The 26,248-nt window shown below is 51.9% G+C and carries 23 protein-coding genes, 1 tRNA gene and 1 riboswitch; of the genes, 7 read left to right on the forward strand and 17 right to left on the reverse strand.

What is annotated here, in order from left to right; genetic code table 11:
- Positions 1-301: 301 nt before the first annotated feature.
- The 11 genes from NBZ79_RS17700 to NBZ79_RS17750 all read right to left on the reverse strand — a co-directional run bounded on the left by NBZ79_RS17700 (position 302) and on the right by NBZ79_RS17750 (position 10,696).
- The gene (locus NBZ79_RS17700) at positions 302-691 is read right to left on the reverse strand and encodes a nitrile hydratase accessory protein (RefSeq protein WP_251933972.1); all 390 of its coding nucleotides are present in this window, start codon (positions 689-691) and stop codon (positions 302-304) included.
- Positions 678-1,346, reverse strand: a complete 669-nt coding sequence (gene nthB / locus NBZ79_RS17705; protein ID WP_251933973.1) for a nitrile hydratase subunit beta — start codon at positions 1,344-1,346, stop codon at positions 678-680. The genes NBZ79_RS17700 and nthB overlap by 14 nt, the downstream gene beginning before the upstream one ends.
- A gap of 38 nt (positions 1,347-1,384) precedes the next feature.
- The gene (gene nthA / locus NBZ79_RS17710; RefSeq protein WP_251933982.1) at positions 1,385-2,032 is read right to left on the reverse strand and encodes a nitrile hydratase subunit alpha; all 648 of its coding nucleotides are present in this window, start codon (positions 2,030-2,032) and stop codon (positions 1,385-1,387) included.
- A gap of 15 nt (positions 2,033-2,047) precedes the next feature.
- A complete protein-coding gene (locus tag NBZ79_RS17715) occupies positions 2,048-3,433 on the reverse strand; it encodes an amidase (RefSeq protein ID WP_251933983.1) in 1,386 nt (461 codons plus the stop codon).
- Positions 3,434-3,642: 209 nt separating this feature from the next.
- The gene (locus tag NBZ79_RS17720) at positions 3,643-4,692 is read right to left on the reverse strand and encodes a phenylacetaldoxime dehydratase family protein (RefSeq protein WP_251933985.1); all 1,050 of its coding nucleotides are present in this window, start codon (positions 4,690-4,692) and stop codon (positions 3,643-3,645) included.
- A gap of 66 nt (positions 4,693-4,758) precedes the next feature.
- A complete protein-coding gene (locus NBZ79_RS17725) occupies positions 4,759-5,805 on the reverse strand; it encodes a branched-chain amino acid ABC transporter permease (protein ID WP_251933986.1) in 1,047 nt (348 codons plus the stop codon).
- Positions 5,802-6,680 (reverse strand): branched-chain amino acid ABC transporter permease, encoded by an 879-nt coding sequence (locus NBZ79_RS17730; protein WP_251933987.1) that lies wholly within the window; start codon positions 6,678-6,680, stop codon positions 5,802-5,804. The genes NBZ79_RS17725 and NBZ79_RS17730 overlap by 4 nt, the downstream gene beginning before the upstream one ends.
- Before the next feature lie 4 nt (positions 6,681-6,684).
- On the reverse strand, positions 6,685-7,395 hold the full coding sequence (locus NBZ79_RS17735; RefSeq protein WP_251933988.1) for an ABC transporter ATP-binding protein: 711 nt from the start codon (positions 7,393-7,395) through the stop codon (positions 6,685-6,687).
- A gap of 4 nt (positions 7,396-7,399) precedes the next feature.
- Positions 7,400-8,176 (reverse strand): ABC transporter ATP-binding protein, encoded by a 777-nt coding sequence (locus NBZ79_RS17740; protein ID WP_251933989.1) that lies wholly within the window; start codon positions 8,174-8,176, stop codon positions 7,400-7,402.
- A gap of 8 nt (positions 8,177-8,184) precedes the next feature.
- A complete protein-coding gene (locus NBZ79_RS17745; RefSeq protein WP_251933990.1) occupies positions 8,185-9,510 on the reverse strand; it encodes an ABC transporter substrate-binding protein in 1,326 nt (441 codons plus the stop codon).
- Positions 9,511-9,793: 283 nt separating this feature from the next.
- Positions 9,794-10,696: a LysR family transcriptional regulator gene (locus tag NBZ79_RS17750; protein WP_251933991.1), complete on the reverse strand. Its 903-nt coding sequence runs from the start codon at positions 10,694-10,696 to the stop codon at positions 9,794-9,796.
- A 138-nt stretch (positions 10,697-10,834) separates the two neighbouring features.
- On the opposite strand from NBZ79_RS17750, the gene NBZ79_RS17755 reads away from it, so the two are divergent.
- Genes NBZ79_RS17755 through NBZ79_RS17765 form a run of 3 tightly spaced genes read left to right on the forward strand, consistent with a single transcriptional unit; the run spans position 10,835 to position 14,879 of the window.
- Positions 10,835-12,082, forward strand: coding sequence for a Zn-dependent hydrolase (locus tag NBZ79_RS17755; protein ID WP_251933992.1), 1,248 nt, complete (start codon positions 10,835-10,837; stop codon positions 12,080-12,082).
- A 23-nt stretch (positions 12,083-12,105) separates the two neighbouring features.
- Positions 12,106-13,398, forward strand: coding sequence for a 4-aminobutyrate--2-oxoglutarate transaminase (locus tag NBZ79_RS17760; protein ID WP_251933993.1), 1,293 nt, complete (start codon positions 12,106-12,108; stop codon positions 13,396-13,398).
- On the forward strand, positions 13,398-14,879 hold the full coding sequence (locus NBZ79_RS17765) for an NAD-dependent succinate-semialdehyde dehydrogenase (RefSeq protein WP_251933994.1): 1,482 nt from the start codon (positions 13,398-13,400) through the stop codon (positions 14,877-14,879). Before NBZ79_RS17760 ends, NBZ79_RS17765 begins: the two co-directional genes overlap by 1 nt.
- A 514-nt stretch (positions 14,880-15,393) precedes the next feature.
- Here NBZ79_RS17765 and NBZ79_RS17770 read toward each other — a convergent pair.
- Both NBZ79_RS17770 and NBZ79_RS17775 read right to left on the reverse strand, forming a co-directional pair.
- Positions 15,394-16,134: a hypothetical protein gene (locus tag NBZ79_RS17770; protein ID WP_251933995.1), complete on the reverse strand. Its 741-nt coding sequence runs from the start codon at positions 16,132-16,134 to the stop codon at positions 15,394-15,396.
- 188 nt (positions 16,135-16,322) lie between these two features.
- Positions 16,323-16,396: transfer RNA gene (locus NBZ79_RS17775), tRNA-Gly, on the reverse strand.
- 86 nt (positions 16,397-16,482) lie between these two features.
- Positions 16,483-16,561: riboswitch (SAM riboswitch) on the forward strand.
- Positions 16,562-16,603: 42 nt separating this feature from the next.
- On the opposite strand from NBZ79_RS17775, the gene metZ reads away from it, so the two are divergent.
- From metZ to NBZ79_RS17795, 4 genes are all read left to right on the forward strand, one after another.
- Complete coding sequence (gene metZ / locus NBZ79_RS17780) at positions 16,604-17,818, forward strand: O-succinylhomoserine sulfhydrylase (RefSeq protein ID WP_251933996.1); 1,215 nt, start codon at positions 16,604-16,606, stop codon at positions 17,816-17,818.
- 122 nt (positions 17,819-17,940) lie between these two features.
- Positions 17,941-18,348 (forward strand): Co2+/Mg2+ efflux protein ApaG, encoded by a 408-nt coding sequence (gene apaG, locus NBZ79_RS17785; protein WP_251933997.1) that lies wholly within the window; start codon positions 17,941-17,943, stop codon positions 18,346-18,348.
- 38 nt (positions 18,349-18,386) lie between these two features.
- Entirely contained in the window at positions 18,387-18,992 is a 606-nt protein-coding gene (gene folE / locus NBZ79_RS17790; protein WP_251933998.1) for a GTP cyclohydrolase I FolE, read from the forward strand.
- A gap of 12 nt (positions 18,993-19,004) precedes the next feature.
- A complete protein-coding gene (locus NBZ79_RS17795; protein WP_251933999.1) occupies positions 19,005-20,456 on the forward strand; it encodes a TrkH family potassium uptake protein in 1,452 nt (483 codons plus the stop codon).
- On the opposite strand, the gene NBZ79_RS17800 is transcribed toward NBZ79_RS17795, so the two are convergent.
- The 4 genes from NBZ79_RS17800 to NBZ79_RS17815 form a co-directional block, all read right to left on the reverse strand.
- Positions 20,434-23,586: an efflux RND transporter permease subunit gene (locus tag NBZ79_RS17800; RefSeq protein ID WP_251934000.1), complete on the reverse strand. Its 3,153-nt coding sequence runs from the start codon at positions 23,584-23,586 to the stop codon at positions 20,434-20,436. The two genes, NBZ79_RS17795 and NBZ79_RS17800, sit on opposite strands and share 23 nt — an antisense overlap.
- On the reverse strand, positions 23,586-24,836 hold the full coding sequence (locus NBZ79_RS17805; protein WP_251934001.1) for an efflux RND transporter periplasmic adaptor subunit: 1,251 nt from the start codon (positions 24,834-24,836) through the stop codon (positions 23,586-23,588). Before NBZ79_RS17805 ends, NBZ79_RS17800 begins: the two co-directional genes overlap by 1 nt.
- A gap of 7 nt (positions 24,837-24,843) precedes the next feature.
- The gene (locus NBZ79_RS17810) at positions 24,844-25,518 is read right to left on the reverse strand and encodes a CerR family C-terminal domain-containing protein (protein WP_251934002.1); all 675 of its coding nucleotides are present in this window, start codon (positions 25,516-25,518) and stop codon (positions 24,844-24,846) included.
- 141 nt (positions 25,519-25,659) lie between these two features.
- Positions 25,660-26,244 (reverse strand): hypothetical protein, encoded by a 585-nt coding sequence (locus tag NBZ79_RS17815; RefSeq protein ID WP_251934003.1) that lies wholly within the window; start codon positions 26,242-26,244, stop codon positions 25,660-25,662.
- Positions 26,245-26,248 lie beyond the last annotated feature (4 nt).

Below are 26,248 nucleotides of genomic sequence, written 5' to 3' on the forward strand. Positions count from 1 at the left end.
GCATAAGGAGCGTCATTCCGGATCTATCCGTATTATTCACGACATCAATATTAGTAGATATAATACTCCGTAATTCAGATATACTTCCTTTTCTGACAGATATACTTGCTTTCCTAGAAATATTTGTTAAAATTTTCTCAGATTTTGGCAATTTTTTCTCCAGTATGTAGGGATTTATTTACTATAAGGAGACGGGGGAAATTATTTATTCGTGAATACTTTATGCCAAAATCCGCAATGTAATTCAGAAGACTTTCCCCCAGCATCAAAAACCAAAAATATAGACTGGTATGAACCTGATCTAATTTTCTGAATTCCGGTCAAGCTGACCCTCTCTGATTTCCGCGACGGTCGAGCGAATGCCGTCCATTTGCACCCGCAGTTCATGTGCTTCAAGAAAGCCGTCTTCGCGCAAGATTTCTTCCGCCGCCGCCAGCCAGCAGTCAAAATACTGTAAATCAATCTCTTCCATACTCAATTGAAGATCTGCATTTTGCTGTTGCGCAAGCCCATGGACGAGACGCTGCTGAAAAGATTTCCAGGAAATTTGATCCCTGTTCACCATGGCAACGACAAGCGCAAAAATCCTGCCATGCCATGCCAGCCGAAACAACGGCTCCCCCTCCGGTTTTGCAGGAATAGCTGCTTCAGCCTGTTCACGTATGCCGGGGTGTAAATCAGATGTGTTCAAGATAGGCCTCCGCCAAATCCAGATAAACATAATCGCCCGGATTTTCCGCATTTTCGCCCCATAAAGCTTTTGCTGAAAAGGCGACATTGTAGCAATGTTGTGGATGCGGTCCCTGACCAGCAGCAACCGTATCGGCAAACTGAAAAACCCCCTCATCTTTGGTGATCTTCCCCAGTCTGCCGCGCACATATCGAGGGACCCTGGTATGCCCTTGCGGACAATTAGCCCGAACCCGTACGGTCTGGCCCACGATAAATCCAGCGGGATAATCTGCCGGCGGAAAGCGCATGTCCTGACCGGTTTTCATGGCATCGACCAACGCTTCCGGGCGTGATGGCGGATGGGCGTCCAGATCCACGCTGAACTGCATTTTTCCCTCTCGCAATTCATCTTCACTGACTAATCCGGCATCTTTCATCAGCTCTTCCGTCGCATATAGCCATTTGTCAAAATAGTCCCATCGAAGGTAGTCAACGGCCGGCAGCTGTTCGATTTTTTGGCGATGCATATCGGCAACGTAAGGTGTTGGTCCCGCCAATGCCTGGACCAGCGCAAAGGCACGGCGCTGACAGTGCCACTTGAAGGCAACGTCCTCTTCCTTGATCGGAACCGGCCCGAAACCATGCATTCCGCCCAGGTCATGTATACCGTCCATATCCTTTTCCCCTTGCACATCCAGGCCCGCATTGGCGGCTAGATGAAAGCCGTTCCAATCATCCCGTTTCGGGTTACCAGTTCAGCCAGTTGACATGCATCCAGCTCGTCCGTGCCGTGCGGTCGCTGGGGCAGAACCATAAACCTGATCTCGGCCGTGCTGTCCCAAACCTTAATTTCAATATTCTTTGATAACTGCAGGCCAAATTCGGCCAGTACACTTCGAGGTTCCCGAACAATTCGCGACCGATACGCTGCCCCCTTATACCAGGCCGGCGGCAGGCCAAGGACCGGCCAGGGATAACAGGAACATAAAGTACAGACAATGACGTTATGAACATCAGGTGTATTCTCGACAACCCGCATATGCTCCCCTTGATAGCCCTTGAAGCCCATGCTGTGAATTGCTGCCGTACCATCGGCAAGCAACCAGTCCTTGAACTCCGCATCGACCCACGCTCTTGCAACAACCGACGCGCCGTTACGGGGGCCGGTTTCACGCTCGTAATATTCAATAATCCTGTCCAGGGCTTCTGGATCGACCAGGCCTTTTGCAACCGCCAATTCCTCAAGCGCCCTTACCCGCAAAGTTGCCCCTTCCTCCAGCGGATCGTGATCATGGTCATGTTCATGGTCATGGGGCTGGCCAGACTTCCCCGGTATATCCCTGTTGTCGTTATGTGACATTATTCTTCACCCCTGTTAAAGCCCAGATCTAACGCTATTGATCTCTGCCAGCTGACATTGCGTGATGGCTTGATAATGCGGTCGAATTGAAAATAATTGCTCAAGCTGCCGCGCGATCATGAGGATGTCGCCATCGCCCTCACAACGGCCGACCAGTTGAATACTCACGGCCCGGCCGTCCGGCCTGAGAACCGCTGGCATTGAGACAGTCGGATGGCCGGTTTGGTTAAATAACGACGTATAGCGAACAGTTACTTCCAGCTTGCTCCTGCTAACCCCTCCAACCTGCACAGCCATTTCTCCCCTCAGCGGTGAATCTGTGGGCAATGTCGGCAATATTATCGCATCAACCTCTTTCAGAATACTATCAACAGTCAAATACGCATTATAGCGCAAACGTTCAGCCTCATTGCACATCTCAACCGTTAGATCTCGACCGAACTCAACAGTATTGCGGGCGACTTCCGGATAGTCCGGCCAATCACCCGGAAAATGGGCAATGTGGAAATCTGCCGCTTCCCGTGAAAGATTAATCATGTGAAAATTCATAACCTGATCCGGGTCGGGCAAGGTGACGTTTCTCATCTCAATACCCTCGACCACAAGCGCACAAGCGACCTGCTCCATGGCCGCCCGTATATCCGGGTCAGCATCCTGGAAAAAAACCACTGGCATCCCCAGCCTAATGTGTTGCAAGGGCACTCTGGTATCAGGTTTCTCGAATTTCGGATCAATGATCGATTGAAGGATCTGTAAGTCTTCAACAGATCTCGCCATCGGTCCAACATGATCAAGGGAGGGGGCAAGAGGAAAAACGCCCAGGGCATCCACCCGGCCCCAGGTCGGTTTAAACCCATATACGGAACAGCAAGCAGCGGGTATTCGAATGCTGCCACCCGTATCTGTTCCAAGGGCCGCATACGCCATTCCGGCGGCGATGACGGCCCCCGATCCGCCACTTGAGCCGCCGACCGTCCGATTCGGGGCAAGCGGGTTGATGACATTTGGCGTGTCTGTGGAAAAAGCGCCGGGGTCGGTTTCTGTCACACCAATGACAACGGCCCCGGCGCCTCGCAATGCCTTTACAACAGGAGCATCAAGGGCGGGCTGATGGCCAGAGCGACTGGCAAGACCCGCACTGCAAATTGCAGGACTGGTATCGATTAAATCCTTGATCGCGATTGGGACACCGTCCAAAAGGCCCTTTGATACGCCTTGCTGCCTTCGCGTATCAGACGCCTTGGCTTCTTCAAGGGCTGTCTCGGGCAGAAGCTGGCTATACGCACCAATGGACGGGTTCAATCGCCGAATTATCGAAAATAATTCGCTGCAAAGCTCGAAAGATGAAATTTCTCCGGATCCTAGTTTTTCTGAAACAGCTTTAAGGGTTTCAAAACTCATATAATTCAGCTTTCAGTGACGGTATGTTGTAAAAATACAATTTTAAACAGCATTCATTCCGTGAAGATTGTAAATGCGGCCACCGACCTGAAGTATCCAAACCTAATAATGTTTACATTGACTTCTTTATAAGTAATAGGGGAATAGAGTCGGGCTAATCGTTCTGATGGAAAGGCCTCCTAAAAAGAAATTTTGATTATTACAGTGCTCTAAACTGAATTGAGCATTCCCGTCTGGCGATGACAGTTGAAATATTCGAACTGCTGATCACAGGCTCTTAGAACACTCATTTCATGATATAAGCGAAGCTTGTACCCTTCGCCGGCGGTTTTGTAATGTTGGATACCGGCCCTGAAGATGGCCAAATGTGTTTCTTTTTGAACCCATTCCTCGATTGCTGCCAGTGAGTGCCATGCGCTCAAACTATAAGTCTTGTCTGTTGAGCCCTGTTCCGTCAGCAACGTCATATAGCGATTGAAAAAGCAGCCGATACCGGCACCGCCGTCGCGAATTTCCAGCATTCCCCTGTCGAGAAACGGTTTCACTTCACGAAGATAAAAATCCCGCTCCTGCTGCTCGGTATCAGACCAGTCCTGGCCGGATCGCAAGAGACATAAATTCTCGTGCGGTGCGATCGAAACAAGACGCCCCCGTGTTTCCGGGCGGATTTCAGACCCAGCTTTAAGGGCGGCCGTTGGCTCCAGGGCCTCCGTTTGGGCGCGCGGAAGGCGGTCCCGCGCACTCCCCCAATAACCATGGGTATCCGTCTCACCGCTCATGCCCCTTGCAATTTTGGAATATCCTTCAGGATACGGATGGGAGAAGGTCGTTTCCGTGTCGGCAATGCCCGGCGTGTAACATTCTTTGAAAAATCCAAGATCCCCATCAAGACTCGCGTCCGCATGCCACCAGTCCGGCGTTAATCCGGTTTGCCAACGGTGAAATTCCTGCGCGTCATCCCAGTACCCGACAACGATGACATTCGTGTATTCAGCCTCATCGACATAACTGGCCATATCCCAGAATGACGGTTTATGCGGGGCTGAAAACCCTTGTTTCAACCGGTCAACTGCTGCAATAGCCTGCTCGGTTTCCACCCGATATTGCACCCCGAAATAAGCCATGACCAATGTCACCACATCAGGGTCAAAGCGTGCTGAAAACGAGGGAGATACAGGCTTGAAAGTCTCATCTGCGCCAAGCGGGCGGGTACGCGGGACACGCAGATGCGCCGGAATTGCAGCTTCAAGCTTTTTCATTCTGTCAAATCTCCCAACCCACTCAAACGAACTGTCGACTGATGTCCAAATCCGCTTTCTGTCCTTTTATGAACTTTGCGCCCGCACCGGTTTCGCACGCTGCTCCTTTGCATTCCTGCCCGTATTCTGGCCAAGCCGTGATAAAATTCCGCGCGGGGCGCCGGCAATTCCTTTCGGTAGAAAAAGAACGAAAATCACAAGGACAATCCCGATGGCCGTGTTGCGTATATCCCCCATGCTTTTGGCGACCTCGACGAGGATCATCATGGCCATTGCCCCGAAAATCGGGCCCCATGTGGATTTCAACCCGCCGACCACCAGCATGGCCAGAATGAAAACAAGTGTTGGAAACTCCAGCAGGCTTGGCCCGGCAAACCGGAAATGGGCGGCATAGACGGCCCCGGAAAGGCCGGTAAAAAAAGCCGTAATTACAAACGCGATAATGTGAAATTTTGTTCTGTTAAGGCCCCGGCTCGCGGCATAGGCGGGGCTGTCATTCAATGCGCGGAACGCCAGCCCCAAGCGACCGTGAATGACCAGTATTGATGCCACGAACGACACCGCCAGGGACGCCAGCACAACAAAATAGTTGCCGACAATCCAGTTTCCTTTCAGCAGCTTGCGAAATCCCAAATCCTGGAAAGCCGAAAATCCATTGCCTCCCCCGAACAAGGGCTGACAGGTTCCACCTGCCGTGACAAAACATTCCGCGTCCGTAATGATCAGGGTATGAACCATAAAGACAATGGCAAAGGTCAAAAGGGCCACATAGGCGGTTCCCAGGCGCAGGCAGGCAAGCCCGATAACCAGGGCAATTAGCGCGGCTACCGCCGCACCGACCGGCAAACCCAGCCAGGGCGAAAAATCGAGGTAAGTCGCCGACATTCCGACCATATATGCCCCAATTGCAAAAAACAGCATTTGGCCGAGCGAAAAAACGCCGGCATGGCCCAGCAGGACGTTCCACTGAATAGCGACCGAGGCCCACAGCATAAAAATAATGATCTCGCCCATGAAGTAACGTTGGGTGATAAAGAACGGTAATATGGCCATTCCCATGAGAAAAAAAGCTGCCAGTAAAATATTGCGTTGTATCTCGCTTAAACGGCTCATGACCGCACCACCTCATGCTTGCCGAACAGGCCGGTCGGTTTAAAAATCAAGACACAGATAACAAGGCCGAGCATAACTGGAAATCCATATCGCACGCCGAAGTAATACCCGATCGCAGCCTCGAATAAACCGAGGCTGATCGCGGCGAAACCCGCACCTGTGACACTTCCCAATCCGGCGACAACACAGATGATGAAGGCCCGGATCAACGGGTTCGAGCCCATATCAGGAGAGAGGCTTGCCAGGGACGAAATCAATATCCCGGCAGCGCCTGCAAGGACCCCGGCAATGATAATCACCTGAAGATAGACATGCTCGGTTTTCACCCCCATCAGCTTCGCCGCATCCTGATTCATTGCAGTCGCCCGGATAGCCATTCCAAACCGCGTCCTTTTCAGAAGCCAGGCCATGATGCCGATCATGGCGGCGGCGATGACTAAGATGGCGATTGACTGATAGGTGACGGCCGTGTTGGCAAATTTGAAACTTCCCTCAATCTGAACCGGTTGCTTGAACGGATAGGCGCCATACTGCTTCAGGATCAGATCCTGCAACAAGATGGCAACCCCGGCTGTGGCAACCATGATGGTTGTCTGAAAATCCTCCCTCTGCAGCATAAAGCGGACAACCAGCACATGCATTATGGCGCCAACGGCACCGCCGGCAAAAACGCCGGCAAGCAACGCCAGGGGGAGGGACAGCCCCCACAATGTCGCGGCGGAATAGGCGCCATATGCTCCGATCGTCATAAACAGGCCATGGGCCATATTGAACATACCCATGGTGCCATAGGTCAATGCCAGGCCGACAGATGCCAACGCATACATGGAGCCCAGGGTGAGGCCGGTAACCAATATCTGAAAAATCGCATCCAATGCCCTATCCCCCCAAATATGTTTTCAGGATATCACCCGAATTCGCCAACTCTTCAGCGGACCCGTTCCACGCGAAGTCGCCGCCATCCATCAAATGAAAGGCACTTGCCACCTTGGCAACACGGCTCGGATTTTCCTCGACGACAAGGATAGATTTCTGTCCGCCCGCGAGATGCCCGAGCGCGTCATAAATCTGCTCAATTATTAACGGAGCCAAACCCAGGGAGGGCTCGTCAATCATCATCATCTGCCCATCCGCCATCATGCCGCGGCCAATACCGACCATCCGGCGCTCTCCGCCCGACAAGCTATTCGCCCGTTGCTGTCGCCTCTCAAGCAATCGGGGAAACAAGTCATACACTTCGTGTAATGTTTGACGGATGGCCCGGGCGTTCTTCCGGGAAAATGAGCCCATCATGAGATTTTCCTCAACGGTCATACTGCTGAAAAGCTGGTCACCCTGGGGGACCAGAACCAGCCCGATCCGCGCCCGATCCGGCGCGCTCGCAGGAACGGCGGCGCCATCAAACAATATCTCGCCGCTCAACGTCGGCAGCAGTCCGGAAATTGCCTTGAGAAGTGTTGATTTTCCATGCCCGTTCGGCCCGATAATAGCCGTAATACTCCCGCGCTCAACGTCCATATCTATGTTATGAAGAACTTTCAGATTCTTATAGCCAGAAGACAGTCCCTTAACGGATAATATTTTATCCATATGCTCAGTCTCCCCCCATCTCGTCAGCCTCGGATCCCAAATAGACTGACTTCACCAGAGGATCCGCCGCCATTCCCGGGGGAGTGCCATCATAAATGAGCTTTCCTTGATGCATGATCAGGGCTCTGTCCGCAACTGTGGTCAGAAATCGCATCACATGCTCGATAAAGACGATACAAGTTCCCTTACCCCGTAGATTTATCATCAGCTCAATGAATTCATCGATCTCCGCCGGCATCAATCCGCCAACAGGCTCGTCCAGCAATAAAATTTGCGGGTGATGAACAACAGCGGACGCCACCATCAGTTTTTTCCGGTCAAGCACCGGGATGTTGGAAACCAGATCATCCGCAATATCAGCCAGTCCATACTCCGCAAGGCAAGACATCGATTTTTCACGATGCGCCTTGCTCAGCAGCAGGCCCGCTTCCTCGTTACCCGACCCATTCACAACAGAGGCCAGCATATTCTGCAACACAGTCAGGCTTCCGAATCCGCTGGTAACCTGAAAGGTCCGCGCCATCCCCATATGAAACAGCTTGTGCGGTGCTATCCCGGTAATTGCCTGCCCGTTAAACAGAACCTGACCCGCAGAAACCGCTGTCAGGCCGGAAATCAAATCGAAAAAAGTCGTCTTTCCGGCTCCGTTAGGTCCCCCGATACCAATTGTCTCGCCAGCTGCGATGTTCAAATTGATGCCGTCAACAGCTTTCAAGGCACCATAGTGCTTTTTTACCTGTCGACACTCAAGAAGGGACTCAACGGATCCGGTCACGACCATGCGCCTTCCTATGTCATCCACGAGGGTTTTTCAAATTTTGCAATATCGTATGGTGCCGGCGAAATGATATAGCCATTATCCTCCTTCTTCTTGATCTGGCTGAATATATGCGGCATCCCAAGCGAGGGATCATCGGTCTCCACCGGATAGGAGTATCCGGACTGGGTATCCGCATGGAATCGCATGACCCCAAGCGGTGTCCGATATATACTGTCTTTCAAGCGCGCCGCAATTTTGCGGTTTTGCTCCTCTTCGTAAGGCTCCCCTGCACCCCCGGCCAGGGCTGCCGCCTGAGCGTATAAATGCAAGGCAGAATAAGTTTGCCCGCCCCCATTCGGAGAGGCTTTGTCGCCATATTTCTCAAGATAGGTTGTTGTGAAGTCCTGACCGATCACGCCGGAGAGAACGCCGATATTGGTCGCGTACAGGACACCCTCCGACGCGCTACCGGCAATATCCCTGAACGCCGCCAATGAAGCACCATACTGAAGATAAATCAGGCTATCCGTCGGATTGTTCATAAACTGGATCATAAACTGAGCCTGATCCTGAGGGAAGAAATGCGTATTTACAATGAAGGCCGGCGGATCCGCCCGGAGTTTTGCCAGCGTAGGACCCCATTCCGATGTTGGCGCCTGCACAGTTTCATACAAGGAAATTTCATATCCATATTCTTTCGCCCGCCCCTCAATCGCCTTGGCAATATTGATCGAGTAGGTAATGGGACCTGTAATAAGGGCTATTTTTCTGTTTGGCGGCGTAAATTGCCCGGTATCTTCCAGGTTTTTTATGAAATCGAGATAGGCAAATCCGTAAAAAAGCTCGGACGGGCAATACATAAAGGATCCCCAAAACCGTTTTGGGTCGTTGCTGACGAGATCGGCATGCGCCCGGGCGGTATCCGCATGCATGTAAAGCACAGAGGAATCAGCCGCCACGTTCTGAAGCGCAATCTGCGATCCAAGGTTATAACCGGAAATCAGGACACTCGCGTTGCTGCGATCAATCAGCCGCTGTGCGGCACTGCTGATAACGTCATCGCCTTTTGTCTCCGTGTCCTCGAACGCCAGCTCGATAGGTCGGCCGAGAATGCCACCGGCAGCGTTAATTTCCTCAGCGGCCATCTCCAGACCCCGCTTGAATTCCGCCCCATCCGCGGCAACCCCGCCGGTCAGCGGTAGCGGGCCGCCGACAACGACAGGGTCCGAAGATTGAGCAGATGCGGTTTGGTTAAGCCCTGCCAATACAGCAGCCGAGCCAACACCGCCCAGGCCTGCTGTTTTCAGAAAATTACGTCGCGACGCTACTGTTTTACCCTTTGAGCTGCGTGTCATTTTGTCCCTCTCCTGTCTTAGGTTGTTTTCAGATTTTCATGCCCGGCAAGATTCTTCCGAGAATATTCAAATCAAATATCCGGAGGCGCCAACACCACATCAGTGCTGCATGTCAAACCACCTGCCAGCCGGTGATGTTCCGGCTTCTACACATAAAGATGACAGATATTCCCATCTAGAAATATCCAAATGTAATAATATTCAGTTTGAGAATTATCTATGTATTACCGATGATATGAGATCAGACCACGAGAAGCACCGCCCCGCCAAAATCGGCCCCCGGCTATGTTCTGAACTCTCGCAATAGCTCATAAAATTTCTTCTCCGCAGGGGTTCGGGCTGCCGACTTGCGACGGATCATTTCATACTGCGAATTATACCTATACTCTTGCGGAAGAACCGACCGCATCAACCCTTCCGAAATCCAGTGACTGGCGTAATGCACAGGCAAAAACGCCAGATACTGGCCGGATAAAATGAGATGTGCGAGGCCCTCAATCGTCTGGGCGCGGGCGGTAAACTTGAACGGGCGCTCGTTTTCAGGCAGCTGATCGAAAGAGACATAGCCCCGCTGTGCATGATCGAATTGGGCTACATCTTCGGGTGTCAGATTTTGCTCCGGCGCCTCAAATAACGGATGATATTTGCCACAATACAGTTCCATATTTGATGTAAAGGCCGGTTCATATTCGAGCTGGGTCAGACGGCGCGGGAAAAAACCGATGGCTATGTGCGCCTGGCTGCTCAAAACCATTTGTTCAAGTTGGTTTGGCGGTGCCACATGAACCGTAATGTCTACATTGTGGTCCAGCTTGCCGAATTCCCGAATAACGTGACCGACTTGAAAAGTTGGATGGTTCACCGTGTTGTCGATGATTGCGATCTGCAGCTCGCCAACAAGTTTCTCATATCCCAGCACCAAACTGCGAAAGTCTTCCAGATGATTGAAGAGGGCATTGGACGCATCATAAACGCGCTGACCGTCCTCGGTCAGTGCGAAACCGCCCCGGCCCCGTTGACACAATGTAAGTCCCAATCGCGTTTCCAGGTTTTTAATGTGAATACTGATGGTCGCCTGGCTGACATTCAACTCCGTTTGGGCCAGCGAGAATCCTCCGCTTTGCGCGACCGCCCTGAAAACGCTCAGCAACTTTAAATCCACATTACTCACTGAAGGTAACGGCATCAGCTTCCCTCTACATAGATAAATCTCTAACTAAACATTGTTACATCTAAATTTCCATGGATACCAGCCTCATCTAATATGCGTTCATTCTTTGAGCCGGAAGCAATTCCGGACAGGCCGATGCCAGCGGGAGTAATCATGCTTTTAGACAAACCAAATACATTGGAGATAAATGACCAAAGGTTATGGGATACACTTATGGTGTCCGCCACAATTGGACCGGGGAAAAGTACGGGCCTTCGTCGTCTGGCGCTCAGCGACGAAGACAAAAAGATGCGGGATCAATTTGTGCGCTGGTGTGTAACGGCGGGCTGCAAAATCGCGATTGATCGTGTTGGCAATATATTTGCGCGGCGGGACGGGCAAGATGCCTCTCTGTCACCGGTCCTGATGGGAAGCCATCTTGATACGCAAATCGCGGGCGGAAAATATGATGGCATCCTGGGCGTTCTCTCAGGTTTGGAAGTCATCAGAACGCTGAATGACCGGAATATCGAAACACGTCGCCCGATTGAAGTTGTATGCTGGACAAATGAGGAAGGCGTTCGCTTTCAGCCCCCGATGATGGGCGCGGGAGCATTTGCCGGCGCCCATGAAATTGACTGGGTCCTGTCACAAACAGACGATGAGGGGATCGTCTTTGGGGAAGAATTGCAGCGAATTGGATATGCGGGGGAAACCGATCGCAACCCGGCTGATATAGATTCCTATTTTGAACTGCATATCGAACAGGGACCAATTCTTGAAGAGGAAGGTATTGACGTCGGGATAGTAACGGGCGGCTTCACGTCATTCGGAGCCCAGTTGATTATGAAAGGCGAGCATGCCCATTCCGGCCCAACGACCATGAAGCAACGCAAAGACGCCCTTGTTGGCGCCGCTGTCATCGTCGCCAAGGTAAATGAAATCGGCTGGGACTATGAGCCGAAGGGGCGCGCCACATGCGCCCGGATCGACGTCTCGCCCAACAAATACGGCATTATCGCCGATCATGCGGAGGTAACCATTGATGTCCGCCACCCCGACCCCGACCTGGCCGACGAAATGTATCAAAAAGCCCTTGCCCTGATCCCCGTAGCCTCAAAACAGGCCAATGTGGAAATTGCGTTAGTCAAGGAATGGTCTTTTGGCAATGTGGGGTTTAATCCGGACATGGTAAATCTCATTCGCAGTGTCGCCTCGGATCTGGAGGTCCCGCACAAGCATTTGTTGAGTGCCGCCGGTCATGACGCCTATCATTTGTCCGAGATTGCGCCGACCGCCATGATCTTTACTCCCTGCAAGGGCGGTGTATCCCATAACGAAAATGAACATATCGAGCGGAGCTACACGATCCCGGGCGTCAATGTCCTGCTCAATGCTGTTCTACGCCGCGCAAACAGCTGATGAAAATTCAAGGGACGAAAACCATGTTAACGAATGAAGCGGTTCTAACACGAAAAAACAACGCCATCGCCCGCGGTGTTGGCATGATGACGGAAATTTTTGCGGACAGAGCCGAGAACTCCGAGCTTTGGGATATCCAGGGCAATCGATTTATCGATTTTGCGGCCGGCATTGCCGTCGTCAATACCGGTCATCGGCATCCACGGGTCATTGAAGCCGTCAAAGCCCAGCTGGATCGCTTCACCCATACCTGCCATCAAGTTGTTCCCTATGAAAATTATGTGTCACTGGCGGAACGGCTGAATGATTTGGTCCCCGGTGATTTCCCTAAAAAAACAGTTTTTGTCACAACCGGGGCAGAAGCCGTCGAAAATTCCGTTAAAATTGCCCGCGCGGCAACCGGCCGCTCCGCCGTTATCGCCTTTACCGGCGGCTTTCATGGCCGGACCTTTATGGGCATGTCTCTCACCGGTAAGGTGTTCCCGTACAAAGCTGGCTTTGGCCCCATGCCAGGGGACGTATATCACGCCCCGTTTCCCGTAGAATTGCACGGCGTGTCGTCCGATATGTCTCTGGCAGCGCTGGACAAGCTGTTTAAGGCTGATGTTGAACCCGCCCGCGTTGCGGCGATTATCATTGAACCCGTACAGGGTGAAGGTGGTTTCTATGAAGCATCGACATCGTTTTTGAAATCCTTGCGCGAGATTTGCGATACTCACGGCATTTTGCTGATCGCCGATGAGGTACAAACCGGGTTCGCGAGAACCGGGAAAGTTTTTGCCATGGAACATCATGGCGTGGCGGCAGATCTGACAACAATGGCAAAAGGCCTTGCCGGTGGTTTTCCACTGGCCGCGGTCACAGGCAAGGCGGACATCATGGATGCTGCTAATCCGGGGGGGCTTGGCGGCACTTATGGCGGCAGCCCCGTCGGCATCGCTGCGGCCCATGCTGTTCTTGACGTGATCGAGGAGGAGGAATTATGCGCCAGGGCCGTCCTGCTTGGATCCCGGTTGACGCAAAGGCTTCAGGGATTGGTTGGCCATATCCCGGAAATTTCCGATATCCGCGGACCCGGTTTCATGAACGCAATTGAATTCAAGCAGATCGGTTCGGGCCTGCCAAACCCCGAATTTACAAATATGGTTCGTCAACAGGCCTACAAGAGGGGGTTGCTGTTATTGTCCTGCGGAATACATGCCAATGTCATTCGATTCCTGGCACCCCTTACCATCGAGAATTCGATTTTTCAGGAGGCGCTCGACATCCTTGAAATGTCCCTCAAGGATGCGCATGCATCGGCGGGGGCAGGCTGATGGTTGAAATGGACCCGCTATCGAACCGCCTGGAGGACCCGTCCTTGCTTCTAAGCAGCGCCTTCATAGGCGGTATATGGCACACCCGTTCCTCGGCGAACAAGACATTTGATGTGGTCAATCCATCAACGGGGAAGGTGCTTGCGACGCTTCCCGATATGGGTATCAAGGAAACAAGGACAGCAATCGACATTGCCCATAGAGCCCAGATCGACTGGGCCGGGAGAACCGGCAAGGAGCGTGCGGGCATATTACGAAACTGGTTCGACCTGATGGTCTCCAATGCGGATGACCTGGGCGCCATCTTGACGGCGGAAATGGGAAAGCCACTGACCGAAGCCGTTGGCGAAATACTGTATGGCGCCAGCTTCATAGAATGGTTCGCTGAAGAAGCAAAACGGGTTTATGGTGATGTCATACCCGGCCATCAACCTGACAAGCGAATTGTCGTCTTGAAACAACCTGTCGGCGTGGTCGCGTCAATCACCCCCTGGAATTTTCCCAATGCAATGATTGCCCGTAAAGTTGGTCCGGCGCTTGCCGTCGGATGCGCCTTCGTTGCCAAACCCGCCCAGCAAACCCCCTTGTCTGCGCTGGCGATGGCCTTGCTGGCGGAACGTGCCGGTGTTCCAAGCGGTCTTTTCAGTGTCATCCCCTCGACGTCCAGTTCCAAAATCGGGCAGGAATTCTGTGCGAACGAGAAAATCAGGAAGCTGACCTTTACGGGATCAACCGAGGTTGGCCGTATCCTGATGCGGCAGTCGGCCGACCAGATTATGAAAACGTCGATGGAGCTGGGCGGCAATGCCCCCTTTATCGTTTTCGATGATGCGGATCTCGACGCCGCCGTCGAGGGTGCGATGATATCCAAATATCGCAACAATGGTCAGACATGCGTTTGCGCGAACCGTATTTATGTCCAGGCAGGTGTCTATGAGGCGTTCGCCGAAAAACTGGTGACTGCCGTAGAGAAAATAAAAGTCGGAGATGGCTACACGGAGGGCGTGACAGCCGGGCCTCTTATTGATGAGGCCGCCCTCGTCAAGGTTCGGGCTTTGGTGGCAGACGCTGCGTCCAAAGGGGCCCGGATTGTCACCGGCGGCGCCCGGCACGCATTGGGTGGTACCTTCTATCAACCAACGGTACTGACCAATATTACCCCTGATATGGCGCTGGCTCAGGAAGAAATTTTCGGGCCCGTTGCGCCGCTGTTCAAATTCGACACTGTTGAGGATGTGATCAATCAGGCGAACGACACAATTTTCGGTCTTGCCTCGTATTTCTACGCACGCGACCTGTCGAAAGTCTGGCAGGTTGCCGAAGCGCTTGAATATGGCATGGTGGGTGTCAATACAGGCCTTATATCAACCGAAGTCGCCCCTTTTGGGGGCGTGAAGCAATCAGGACAGGGGCGTGAAGGATCAAAATACGGCACCGAAGACTATCTTGAGATGAAATATATATGCATGGGAGATATATGACTGTCCCTGTATGTGCTGACCCTATTCAGCCTTACCCTGAAGACAAATTCAGATTATTGCCAAGGCTCTCCCCATACTCCCAAGTGACCCTGGCATACTTCGCCGACGGACGTTCTACCTTCCGTTCGTCGGCTTTTTTTTATCCTGTTATTGGTGCAATGGCGAAGGGGTGGGAAATTATAGCGGATCTAATCTTCAATGATGATATCTGTGATAGGGGCGAAACGGTTATTGTCATTTGTGCAAAATGGCTGCGGATTAGCATGGCGTTGCACGTGAACGAGTCGTTCCGGCTACCTGATTTTCCTCATTTGCATGGAATTTGATAAAATAAAAATGGTTTCTTAGGGGTTTACAGCCATTCGATTTTTATCTGTATACGGGTATATTAGGCATGAATGTTTCACGTGAAACATGTGTCCGCTTGGCCGAAAATTCTACTAAACCACCTGAAAATTGGAGCGGGCGAAGCGGCCTAATTAATTCAACATCCTAAATCATCGCACTACTGTCATCAGGAAGCAATATCTTCGCTGCCCAACAGTTTGAGAAGTACATCAGAAAGCCTCAAATTTATATCCCGACAAGGCTCTGGCATTGAATCGAATCCGGATTTCATTATATCATTGGGGGATACCTTATGGGCCATCGCTGAAGGCAGAACTAAGTAATCCAAAAAAGTTCTATGAGCCAGAATTGACAAATTAGCCAAAAATTCTTTTTCAATGCTAATAGCGTCTTTTTCAAGAAGTGGAGCAATCCCATTCTCAATCAGACTACTTCGTATCGGGTTTAGAAATTCATCTAAATCGTAATCCATTGTCTTCAAAAAACTCTGTATTTTGGGATCATCAAAATTTGTCCTAAAAGCATTGTGAGCGAATTCATTTCGCATTTTTCTAAATGCATTCAACTTGTTTTTTTGTGCGGAATTTAGCCAACCTAAATGATACGATAAGAAGATTCTACTTTCAAAGGAACTAAATGGACCTGACCCAGAAAACATACGCCGTTCGTCGGATTTCGAATCTAGGAAGAAAAGTCTCAAGCTTATCAATTCAAACATTTTGTCTTCTAGATAAGAGGAATAAATTAGCACTTGAGCAGTTAAGGATTCATCTGTCAGTCTAGAAAATATTTCCGGTAACTCATCAAATCTAACTTCAAGAGAATTAATACTCTCAATCGCTTTCGCCAATGCTTGCAAGTAAAGAGCCTCGGCGACTATATTTTTAACTTCTGACTCTTCAACCATACATCACCGCATCATTGTCAATCTTTCTCAGCAAAAAATATGAGAAAGTATCCACGCCTAAATGCACCCTATAAGAGAAATTTACAAACTTCAATCTCCCTAAAATTCTATCCAATTTACAACTCAATTCTTTTGTGGGACACTTTTCTTCTAAGGCTTTTAAATATACCATTAAATCAATGCGGAGCTGGAGCGGGCGAAGGGAATCGAACCCTCGTCGTAAGCTTGGGAAGCTTCTGCTCTGCCATTGAGCTACGCCCGCATTCTTTCAAACTAGTCAAATCCGGCGTTGAAATCACCCCCTAAATAATGTTTCACCCTATTGACAGCGGGTGTCCAGGGGGATAATGATCAAGTCGTGGTGATTTGTGCCGACCGGCTTGCGGCCACGTTAAAAGAAACGCTAAAAGGTCGGGGCTCGTAGGAACCCTGACTGGTGGTCGGGGTTTTTTTATGCCTCGAGGACAAGATGACAAACCAGCACGATACGCAAAAACACCGTATAGACGCTGCCAGAACCGCAACAAAGCTGGTTCGCGGCGGCACGAAGCGATCCCTCTTCAATGAAACCTCCGAAGCCATCTTCATGAATTCCGGCTTCGTCTATGACAGCGCCGAACAGGCGGCAGGGCGGTTTAAAGGCGAAAATGACGGGTTTATTTATTCCCGCTATGCCAATCCGACCCTGACCATGTTCGAGGAGAGGATGATTCTCCTGGAAGGCGCCGAAGCCGCGCGCGGGACGGCAAGCGGTATGGCCGCTGTCAATGCCGCGCTGCTGTCGCAACTGAAAACCGGCGATCATGTGGTCGCGGCGAAAGCCCTGTTCGGGTCCTGCCTGTACATCATCGAGACCATCCTGCCGCGCTTTGGCATTGATATTACGCTTGTTGACGGCACGGATATTGATCAATGGAAGCAGGCCATCACCCAAAAGACGGCCAGCGTTTTCTTTGAAACCCCGTCCAACCCGACCCTCGACCTTGTCGATATTGCAGCGGTTTCGGACATTGCCCATGCCGCCGGCGCCAAAGTCATCATCGATAATGTTTTTGCCACCCCCATCTTACAGAAGCCGCTGGAGCTGGGGGCGGATATCGTTGTTTATTCCGCGACAAAGCATATCGACGGGCAAGGGCGCTGCCTGGGCGGTATCGTCCTGGCGGATGAAGAGTTTGTGGAAGAGACATTGGCCCCCTTCTTGAAGCATACGGGGCCGGCCCTCAGCCCGTTCAATGCCTGGAACATGTTGAAGGGACTGGAAACCCTTGAACTGCGGGTTGACCGTCAATGTGACAACGCCGAAAAAATCGCAGATTTCCTGGGCGATCACCCCGCCGTCAAACGGGTCATCTATCCCGGACGCGAAGATCATCCGCAGGCAGCCCTGGCAAAGCAGCAAATGTCCCGCGGCAGCACCTTGATCAGTGTCGAGATTGACGGTAACCAGCAAACAACATTCGATGTTCTTAACCGCTTGTCCATCATCGATATCAGCAACAATCTGGGCGATGCGAAATCCCTGATTACCCATCCATCGACCACCACCCATTCCAGTGTCGATGACGAGACCAAGGCAGAGCTTGGCATTTCAGAAAGCCTGTTGAGGCTGTCCGTCGGCCTTGAAGATGTCAACGACCTGATTGATGATCTGGGCTACGCGTTAAGTAAACAGAGTACGTAACGGCCGTAATTAGACCCCTTGTCTGATCGAATTACTGGACAAATCCGTGTGATGTCGCAATATTCGTACTCAGATTAAAGAAGAAAACAGGATTGCCCTGGGAATCGGACAAGGGGTACGGCATGGATAAAACCAACGCATATATAAAAACAACCAAGGACATTGCGGTTTCGGTCGTGCCAATATATCTGGTGGACCGGTCCGTTCCTGAAGATGGGTTTTTTGTGTGGGCATATAAAATTTGCATAGAAAACAACGGCATATGCACGGTTACCCTGCGCAACAGGCATTGGAAAATTACCGATGCCGAGGGAAATACAGAAGTTGTGGATGGTGAAGGTGTTGTCGGGGAGCAGCCAATTCTTGCCCCCGGGCAATCATATGAATACACCAGCGGGACCCCTCTTCCAACGCCCTCGGGTATTATGGTAGGGTCCTATGAAATGGAATCTGACGAAGGAACCATGTTCGCTGTCGATATCCCGGCCTTTTCGCTGGACAGCCCGCATGAATCCTCTCCGCTCCACTAAATTGCAGTATTTACCGAGCATGAGGACGGCGTAAAAAAATGAATGAACATTACAAGCCTACCGCATCACAGGATGAAAAGCCTGCGAAGGAAGAAGTTGAAGAAGCAATCCGCACGCTTATCCGATGGGCGGGAGATGACCCCGACCGTGAAGGCCTGGTCGGCACACCGGATCGCGTCGCCCGATCTTACCTCGAGTTCTTCGCCGGCTATAACGAAGATCCCGATGCCTATTTGGCCCGCACCTTTGAAGAAGTGAACGGCTATGATGAAATGGTCGTGCTCAAGGATATTCGCGTTGAAAGCTATTGCGAGCATCATATGGTGCCCATAATTGGAGTAGCCCATGTCGCCTATATGCCGAACAGCCGTGTTGTCGGCATCTCAAAATTGGCGCGTGTGGTGGACGCCTATAGCAAGCGTCTGCAGATCCAGGAAAAGCTGACCCGCCAAATCGCCGAGACGATTGACCGGACCCTGAGCCCAAAGGGTGTCGCCGTCATAATCGAGAGTGCCCATCAATGCATGACAACACGGGGAGTTCATAAAGACGGCGTGACAATGGTCACCAGCACCATGCTTGGCACGTTCAGAAAATCGGATATCACACGCCGTGAGCTGCTCGCCTTTATAGGTAAAAGCTAACCCTGCCCCGCCGTGATTAATATACGCATTATCCTGTCCATTATCGGACTTTTGCTGGTCATTCTGGGGCTGGCAATGCTGATCCCTGTGATTGTCGATCTTGCCGTGGGAAATCGCGATTGGCAGGTGTTTTTTGCGTCCGCAACCGTTGCCCTTTTTGTCGGCGGCGGCCTGTTTCTTTCCAACCGCGGTACGGGGGGGGATTTTGGAATCCGGCAGGCCTTTATCCTCACCACGGTTGCCTGGATCGCCATCCCGGCATTTGCCGCCCTGCCGCTGACATTCAGCGAATTGAATATCTCCTATACCGATGCTTTTTTCGAGGCCATGTCCGGGCTGACGACCACCGGCTCGACGATCCTGACCGGACTGGATGATGCCCCACCCGGCATCTTACTTTGGCGCGCCTTGCTGCAATGGCTTGGTGGTATCGGGATCATCGTCATGGCCATCGCCATCCTGCCGCTTCTCAGCGTTGGCGGGATGCAGCTTTTCCGCATGGAAGCATCTGATGCCTCGGCAGAGAAAGCCATGCCGCGGTTGACGGAAATTGTTAAAATGATCGCCTTTATCTATCTCGCCTTGAGCGTCATATGCGCAATTTGCCTGTGGGCTGCCGGGATGACGGTGTTCGAAGCGATCGCCCATACCATGACAACCATTTCAACGGCCGGATTTTCAACCTCGGATGGCTCTATCGGTTATTTCAACAGCCCGCTAATCGAAAGCATCCTCGTCGTCTTTATGATCATGGGCGCCCTTCCCTTCCTGATGTATATGCATCTGATGCTGGGCAAGCCCGGCAGCTTCCTCAAAGACAGCCAGATTCGCTGGTTCCTCAGCATCCTCCTGATTGGAATTCTTGCCATGGTTCTGTGGCAAATGACCGAGGAAAATCTGGGATTTTGGCTGGCATTACGCTATGCGACTTTCAATGTAACCTCGGTCATCACCGGGACCGGCTACGCAACAACCGATTACAACGCCTGGGGCGGTTTTGCCGTCACTGCCTTTTTCTTCTTCATGTTTATCGGCGGCTGTGCGGGATCGACATCCTGCGGGATCAAGGTGTTTCGCTATCAGATCCTTATTGAGACCGTTCGTTGCCAGCTCATGCAACTGATCCGGCCCAATGGCATATACAAGCCACGGTACAATGGCAGGCCGCTGGCTGAGGATGCCATCAGCGCCGTCATGAGCTATATATTCCTTTTCCTGCTGACCTTCGCCGTGTTAACGGTTTGCCTGAGCCTGACCGGGCTGGATTTCATAACGGCCATTTCCAGTGCCGGCACCTCCATCGCCAATGTCGGACCGGGACTGGGGGAGATTGTCGGTCCCTCCGGATCGTTCAAGCCCCTGCCCGATAGCGCGAAATGGCTTATGGCACTTGGCATGTTACTGGGGCGGCTGGAATTATTTACGGTTCTCGTTCTCTTCTCTAGTCGTTTCTGGCAGCGTTAGGATCCGGACCTCCTGAGGTCGGAAAATACAGTTTTTTGAACCATCCGAAAATATGACCGAAATCCTGTTGCATGATGAGCAGGGACGGAACCACGAACAGCACCAGAACCGTTGATGCCATCAATCCAAACACCAATGTAATGGCCATGGGGATGAGGAACTGGGCCTGCAGGCTGGTTTCAAATAGCAATGGTGTCAGCCCGCCGATTGTCGTGAGCGACGTCAACAGGACAGCACGCAACCGGTCGCAGGTACCGTTAATGACCGCCTCCCTGTAGCGTTCTCCATTTTTCAGTCTTTCATCAATGATACTGACAAGAATGATCGAATTATTAACCAATATTCCGGAGAGGCCGAGCAAGGCGATCAGTGATAAGATCGTCAGGTTGAAACCCAGTAAATAATGCCCGAAAATCGCCCCGACAACACCGAAGGGGATGATCGCCATAACGACGATGGGGCGCCAATAGGACGAAAATACCCAGGCCAGCACCAGATAGATTGCGGACAGTCCGATCATGGCACCAAACTCCATATCCGCCAATGTGTCCGCTTGTTCCTCCGATTTGCCGGCGAAGCGGTATTTCAACCCGTATTTTTGCGCGATCGCGTCCAGTCCATCCTCGGCGATGACATCCAGAACCTGATCAGAAGACGTCAAATTCTCGTCCACTTCAGCCGTTACCGCCACTTCACGGACGCCGTCCTCTCTTTTAATGCGGGCGAATCCGACCTGGCTTCTTTCGGCAACGACTTCGGACAAAGGCACATCAATTCCGCCGGGGCTTTTAACATAAAAATTTCGCAGCGCACTGACGGAGACCTGATCCCGCGGCAGCTGCACTCTTACGGTAACTTCCTCATCCCCACGGGCAAATCTCTTGGCGATAATCCCTTCAAAGCCGGCGCGGACCTGAGAGGAGATATCCTCCGTTGTAAAGCCGAGCGCCCGGCCGCGCGGGGTTAATTCCAGAATGATTTCCTGTTTCCCGATGGGCAAGTCATCCTCGATATCGGAGATTCCACGATATTGGGCGAGGAGGGCCTTCACCTCCAGGGACGCCGCCTTCAAGCCATCAACATTATCCCCTTTCAGGCGAATATCCAGCTCCCGGCCCGGCGGGCCGCCGATCCGTTCTGTCAATGCTATGCGCTGTAATCCCGGCAGCTCACGGATTTCCTCGCGCCAGGCCTTGATAAAATCGGCGGTCCGAATGTCCCTGAAATCCGCGGATACAAGCTCGACCGTCATGCCGCCCCGGTTATCTCCGGCGACAGAACTAAAGGCATCGCCGATACTGACGCCGATTTTGCCGATGGCGTTTTCGATCAAGCCGCCCTGTCCATCGGTTAGCGCCTCTTCCGTTGCATAAAGCGAACGATCCAGTTCCGCGACCATGACCTCTGTGCGATCCCGTGAAATCCCGGGGGCAAACACCACATTCGCATTGATCACATCGGCTTCGGGTGTCGGGAAAAAGTTGAAGGCAAGCCGGCCTCCTGCCATGAAACCTATGGAAATAATCAACATGGCCACGGCGGCGGCCAGGGTGGCATATCGCCAGCCAACGGCGATGCTGACGATACGCTTGAAAAGATGGGTCTGGAAATAGCGAAACTTTGCGTCAAACCATTGCCGCATCCGGCTGTCAGTTCCAGCCTGGTATTGCAGGGCCTGTTTCATATGGCCCGGCAGAATAAGAAAGCATTCAATCAGGCTGGCCACCAGCACAGAGACCACAACCGCCGGGATGGCGCCAATGATCTGGCCGATGATATCACCGATCATGAAGATCGGCAGGAAGGCGGCAATGGTTGTCAGGCTGGAGGCGAAAACCGGCGCCAACATCCGCAATGCCCCTTTTTCAGCGGCGTCTGCAGCGCTCAACCCCGTAGAGCGTAAATGGGACGCATGTTCGCCGACAACAATGGCGTCATCGACGATAATTCCCAGCGACATGATGATCGCGAACAGGCTGATCATGTTTATGGATTGCCCGGTTATCAACATCACGCCCGCCGTCGCAAAAATTGCCACCGGAATACCGGCGGCGACCCAAAAGGCGACTCGCACATTCAAAAAGATAAAGAGGACGATCAGGACGAGAATCAACCCGCTTGCGCCGTTGGTAATCAGCAACCGAATGCGATCTTCGATCAGCCCTGCCTGAACATCATATTTCTTGATTTGCAGATCTGCCGGCCAGCGGCCTTTTTCCTGAGCGAAATAATCGTCAACGATTTTTGCAGCCTGCAAGGCGTCCGTGGACTGGGCGCGCTGAATTTGTATCTCGACGGCCTGGCTACCCCCTTTTTGCAGCCCGGTTTTCCCTTTTTCCGTAAATTGATCCTGAACATTGGCAATATCACGCAAATAGATTTTCTGGCCGTTTTCCAGCGATTTTATTTCCAGTTCGCCAACCGATTTGGCGTCGTTTTTCTGTTCCAGAGATCGCAGTTGACGTTCAAAGCCGCCGGCGAGGGTCCCCAAGGGAACATCCTTGGAATTCGATTGAATAACCCGCGCAACATCATTCAACGACATGTTCATGCGCCGCAATTCCCGGCGGTTCACATCAACCCAGATTTCCTCGTCACGTGTTCCGAACAACGTGATCTTGTCAATGCCGAGATCCAGAAGATCGTCGCGCATTGTTTTCGCAATTTGTTTGAGGGCAGCTTCCGAATAGGGGCCCGAAACAGACAGGCGGGCAATGGGATCATAGATGATGACCCGGTTTATTATGGGCGTTTCCGATGTTTCCGGAAAGGTCGTTATCTGGGTAATGCCCTGTTCCACCTCGGAAAGAGCCGCCTGCATGTCGCTGCCCGGTTCGAACTCGACAACGACCGTGCTGCTGCCCTCCACCGAATAGGATGTGACCCGCTTGACACCGCTTAAAAACCGTACCTCCGGCAGGATTGCCGTGGTGATATTGGTATCGACATCATCAGCACTGGCGCCCGGCCAGACAATTGTCGCCGTGACGACTTCCGTCCCGAAATCCGGGAAAAACTGTGTATTGAGACGGAAGATTGACGCTATTCCAATGACAATCATCATGATCATCAGCAAATTTGCAGCATTCCTGTGGCGGACAAATATCCTGACGAGACCGGGTAAATCCATTATCGAACCTCTACCCTGAGATTTGGCCCGATTTCGGGGAATCGCGTTATGATGAGGCGTTCTTCATCGCTCAGGTTCCCGCGGATAAAATAGTCCCCGCCGTTCTTGGCAATGACGACAATTTCCCGCGGCTCGATTTTCCCCTCCTTCGCCACGTAAACCGTGTCATCGTCAAAGACACTATATTCCGGCACCTTGATGACATCGTCATATGTATTGCCCTTCAGGATGATCTCGACGAAGGCGCCGGGCCGCAGCAGATCGAGATTATCATTTCCCTCCAGAACCGCGTAAACCTCAACCCCGCCCGAATTGAAACTGATCTCCGAGCTCAGCCGGGACACCGTCCCCACATAGGAAACCTCTGTTTCACCGGAGGACCAGCGCACCGTGACCGGACGGCCGATAATGCCTGCTGTATTGGCCAGCAACAGGCCGTACTGGCTGTCGGATAGTAAAAACCGTGCTTCCAGTTGAGAGGCATCTATAAGACGGGCAACCTTGTCCTTGGCATCAATGTTCTTTCCATATTCCGCATTAACCTCTGCCAGATAGCCCCGAAACGGGGCACGTAACTCCGTATTTTTGAGATCTCTTTCAGCCCGGCGGACACCAACATCCAGGCGGTCTATGACAGCCTGTTGCTGGCCGATGCGTGCCTCAAGAATATCCAGCTGGGCCTGACGCAATTCAACGGTCTGTTTTTGCCGTGTCAGGGCGGATTTGGCATCATCCAGTGCTTTTTCCGAGATATTGCCGCGCTTGGAAAGACTATTGGACCGCTCGACGTTGCGCATCTCACGTTCCAGCACCTCACTATCGCGGACAAGGGCCGTTTTTTCCGATTTTCGCGTGGCAACAAGCTCGTTCAGCCGGGATTTCGCTTCCAGCAATCCGGCCTGGTTTTCATCCAGGCTTGCCTGAAAATCAAACGGATCGACAGCGATGAGCAATTCCCCCTGATCCAGTATGCCGCCTTCACGGAAATTTGGGCTGACATCAATAACCTCGCCGCCGACGAGGGATCGCAATTCGACATCGCGCGCGGCAACCAGGGTGCCAAACAGCAACAGGTTTATGGACTGGTCCTTATGCTGAACGGCAAGAGTGTCTACCGGCCATATTCTCTCCCCGGCGATTTCCGGTTCAATGACCGGCTTCGTCGCCACCAGATAATATAAAATTCCCGCACCAAGCAGCAGAATTACTAGCGGGATAACCACCTTGAGAGCAATTGTTATAAACCGCATTATATTGTTACCTCACCCGCGTTTGGGGAATATATTCGCCAAGTTCCAGGATCCTTAGAACCATCGTGGTCAACGATGATTTGATAATGTGAGTTTCAGATGCTCCCATCTTTTTCCATCCCAGCCTTGCGGTAATCAAGGGTTCATTCAGCGCATATTGCAGGCACATTATCAGGATGGAATGTGTTGTCAGCTTGACGGACGGGCTCGCCGCCGGCTCTTTTAAAATTTTGGCGACCAGCATGCCCAGCAAATCATGCATGACATTTATATGCCCCTCCAGGACCAGATCGAAGCAATCGGTGGGTGCCTGCATTTCCCGTATGATCAAGCGCATGCGCCAGCGCGGATTCTCCGGGGACATCACGCTGTCCAGTAGATCATTGACGAACTTTATGACGATTTCCGCCAGCGCCTGACGATCATCACCGGCAGCCTGCATTTTCGTGCTCAGGTAAAGACCGAAACCAACCCGGATTGGCTTGAGATCTTCGATAATTTTTTCGAAAATTGCCCGGTAAAGGCCTTCCTTATTTTCGAAATGATAGGAAATAGCCGATAAATTGACACCGGCAGCTTTGGCAATTTGTCGTGTCGAGACCGCATCAAAGGGCTGATCGGCGAAGAGCGGGCCGGCCGTCTCGATCATTCTGGTTGCAGCCGTGTTTTTTTCTGTATCCATATTTTTAGGTCAATCGTTTGATCAATTTTAAAATACTAGCAATTCCGGGGCGGCGCTGCAAGTGAGCGCCGTCACAAAATCAATATATACGAAAAACGCTGGCTCTTATGCTGATGCCAGAGGGCGCAGCATAACGCTTTCTTAGCGGATATAACTTCCCAGGAAGCTTCGAATATTCTTTTCCATCTCGACATCAAACCCACGCATCAATGCCTCGACCTGTGTGTAATATGTCTGTTCCCGCTGATTAAGGGTAATGCCTTCGGGCACGGATTTGGAGCGGGTCGCCTCCGCCGTGACAAAGCCGGACGCGCCGGATATTTCGCTCACCTTCACTTCAACAAGAACATGGAATTTATACAGCTCGGACTGGCTTTTGGTCACCACGCCCTTAAGGCCGCCCTGCTTTTCAAGACGCTCTTCCACGGCACTGGCGTCCTTGATTGTAACGGTTGCAACGGCCCCGCTATTACCCGTTGCCCGCAATCGATCCCGCACCCAGTTTCGAACGGATTGATCAATTTTCACCGGCAGCTCATGCTCTACGTTCGGCGCCTTCAATGTCGGCCTGAATTCGTTGACAACCTTGATCTCGCTCACATTGAGCATGATCGGGTTAAGATGCTGAAACGTGATTTCCGGATAAGTGGGAACCGGAGGCGCCTTCACACATCCTATGAGAAAAACGGTTGTCATCAAGGTCAATGCCGTGATTACGTGACGCATGCCG

This window comes from Sneathiella marina (genome assembly GCF_023746535.1).
GTDB classification, from domain to species: domain Bacteria; phylum Pseudomonadota; class Alphaproteobacteria; order Sneathiellales; family Sneathiellaceae; genus Sneathiella; species Sneathiella marina.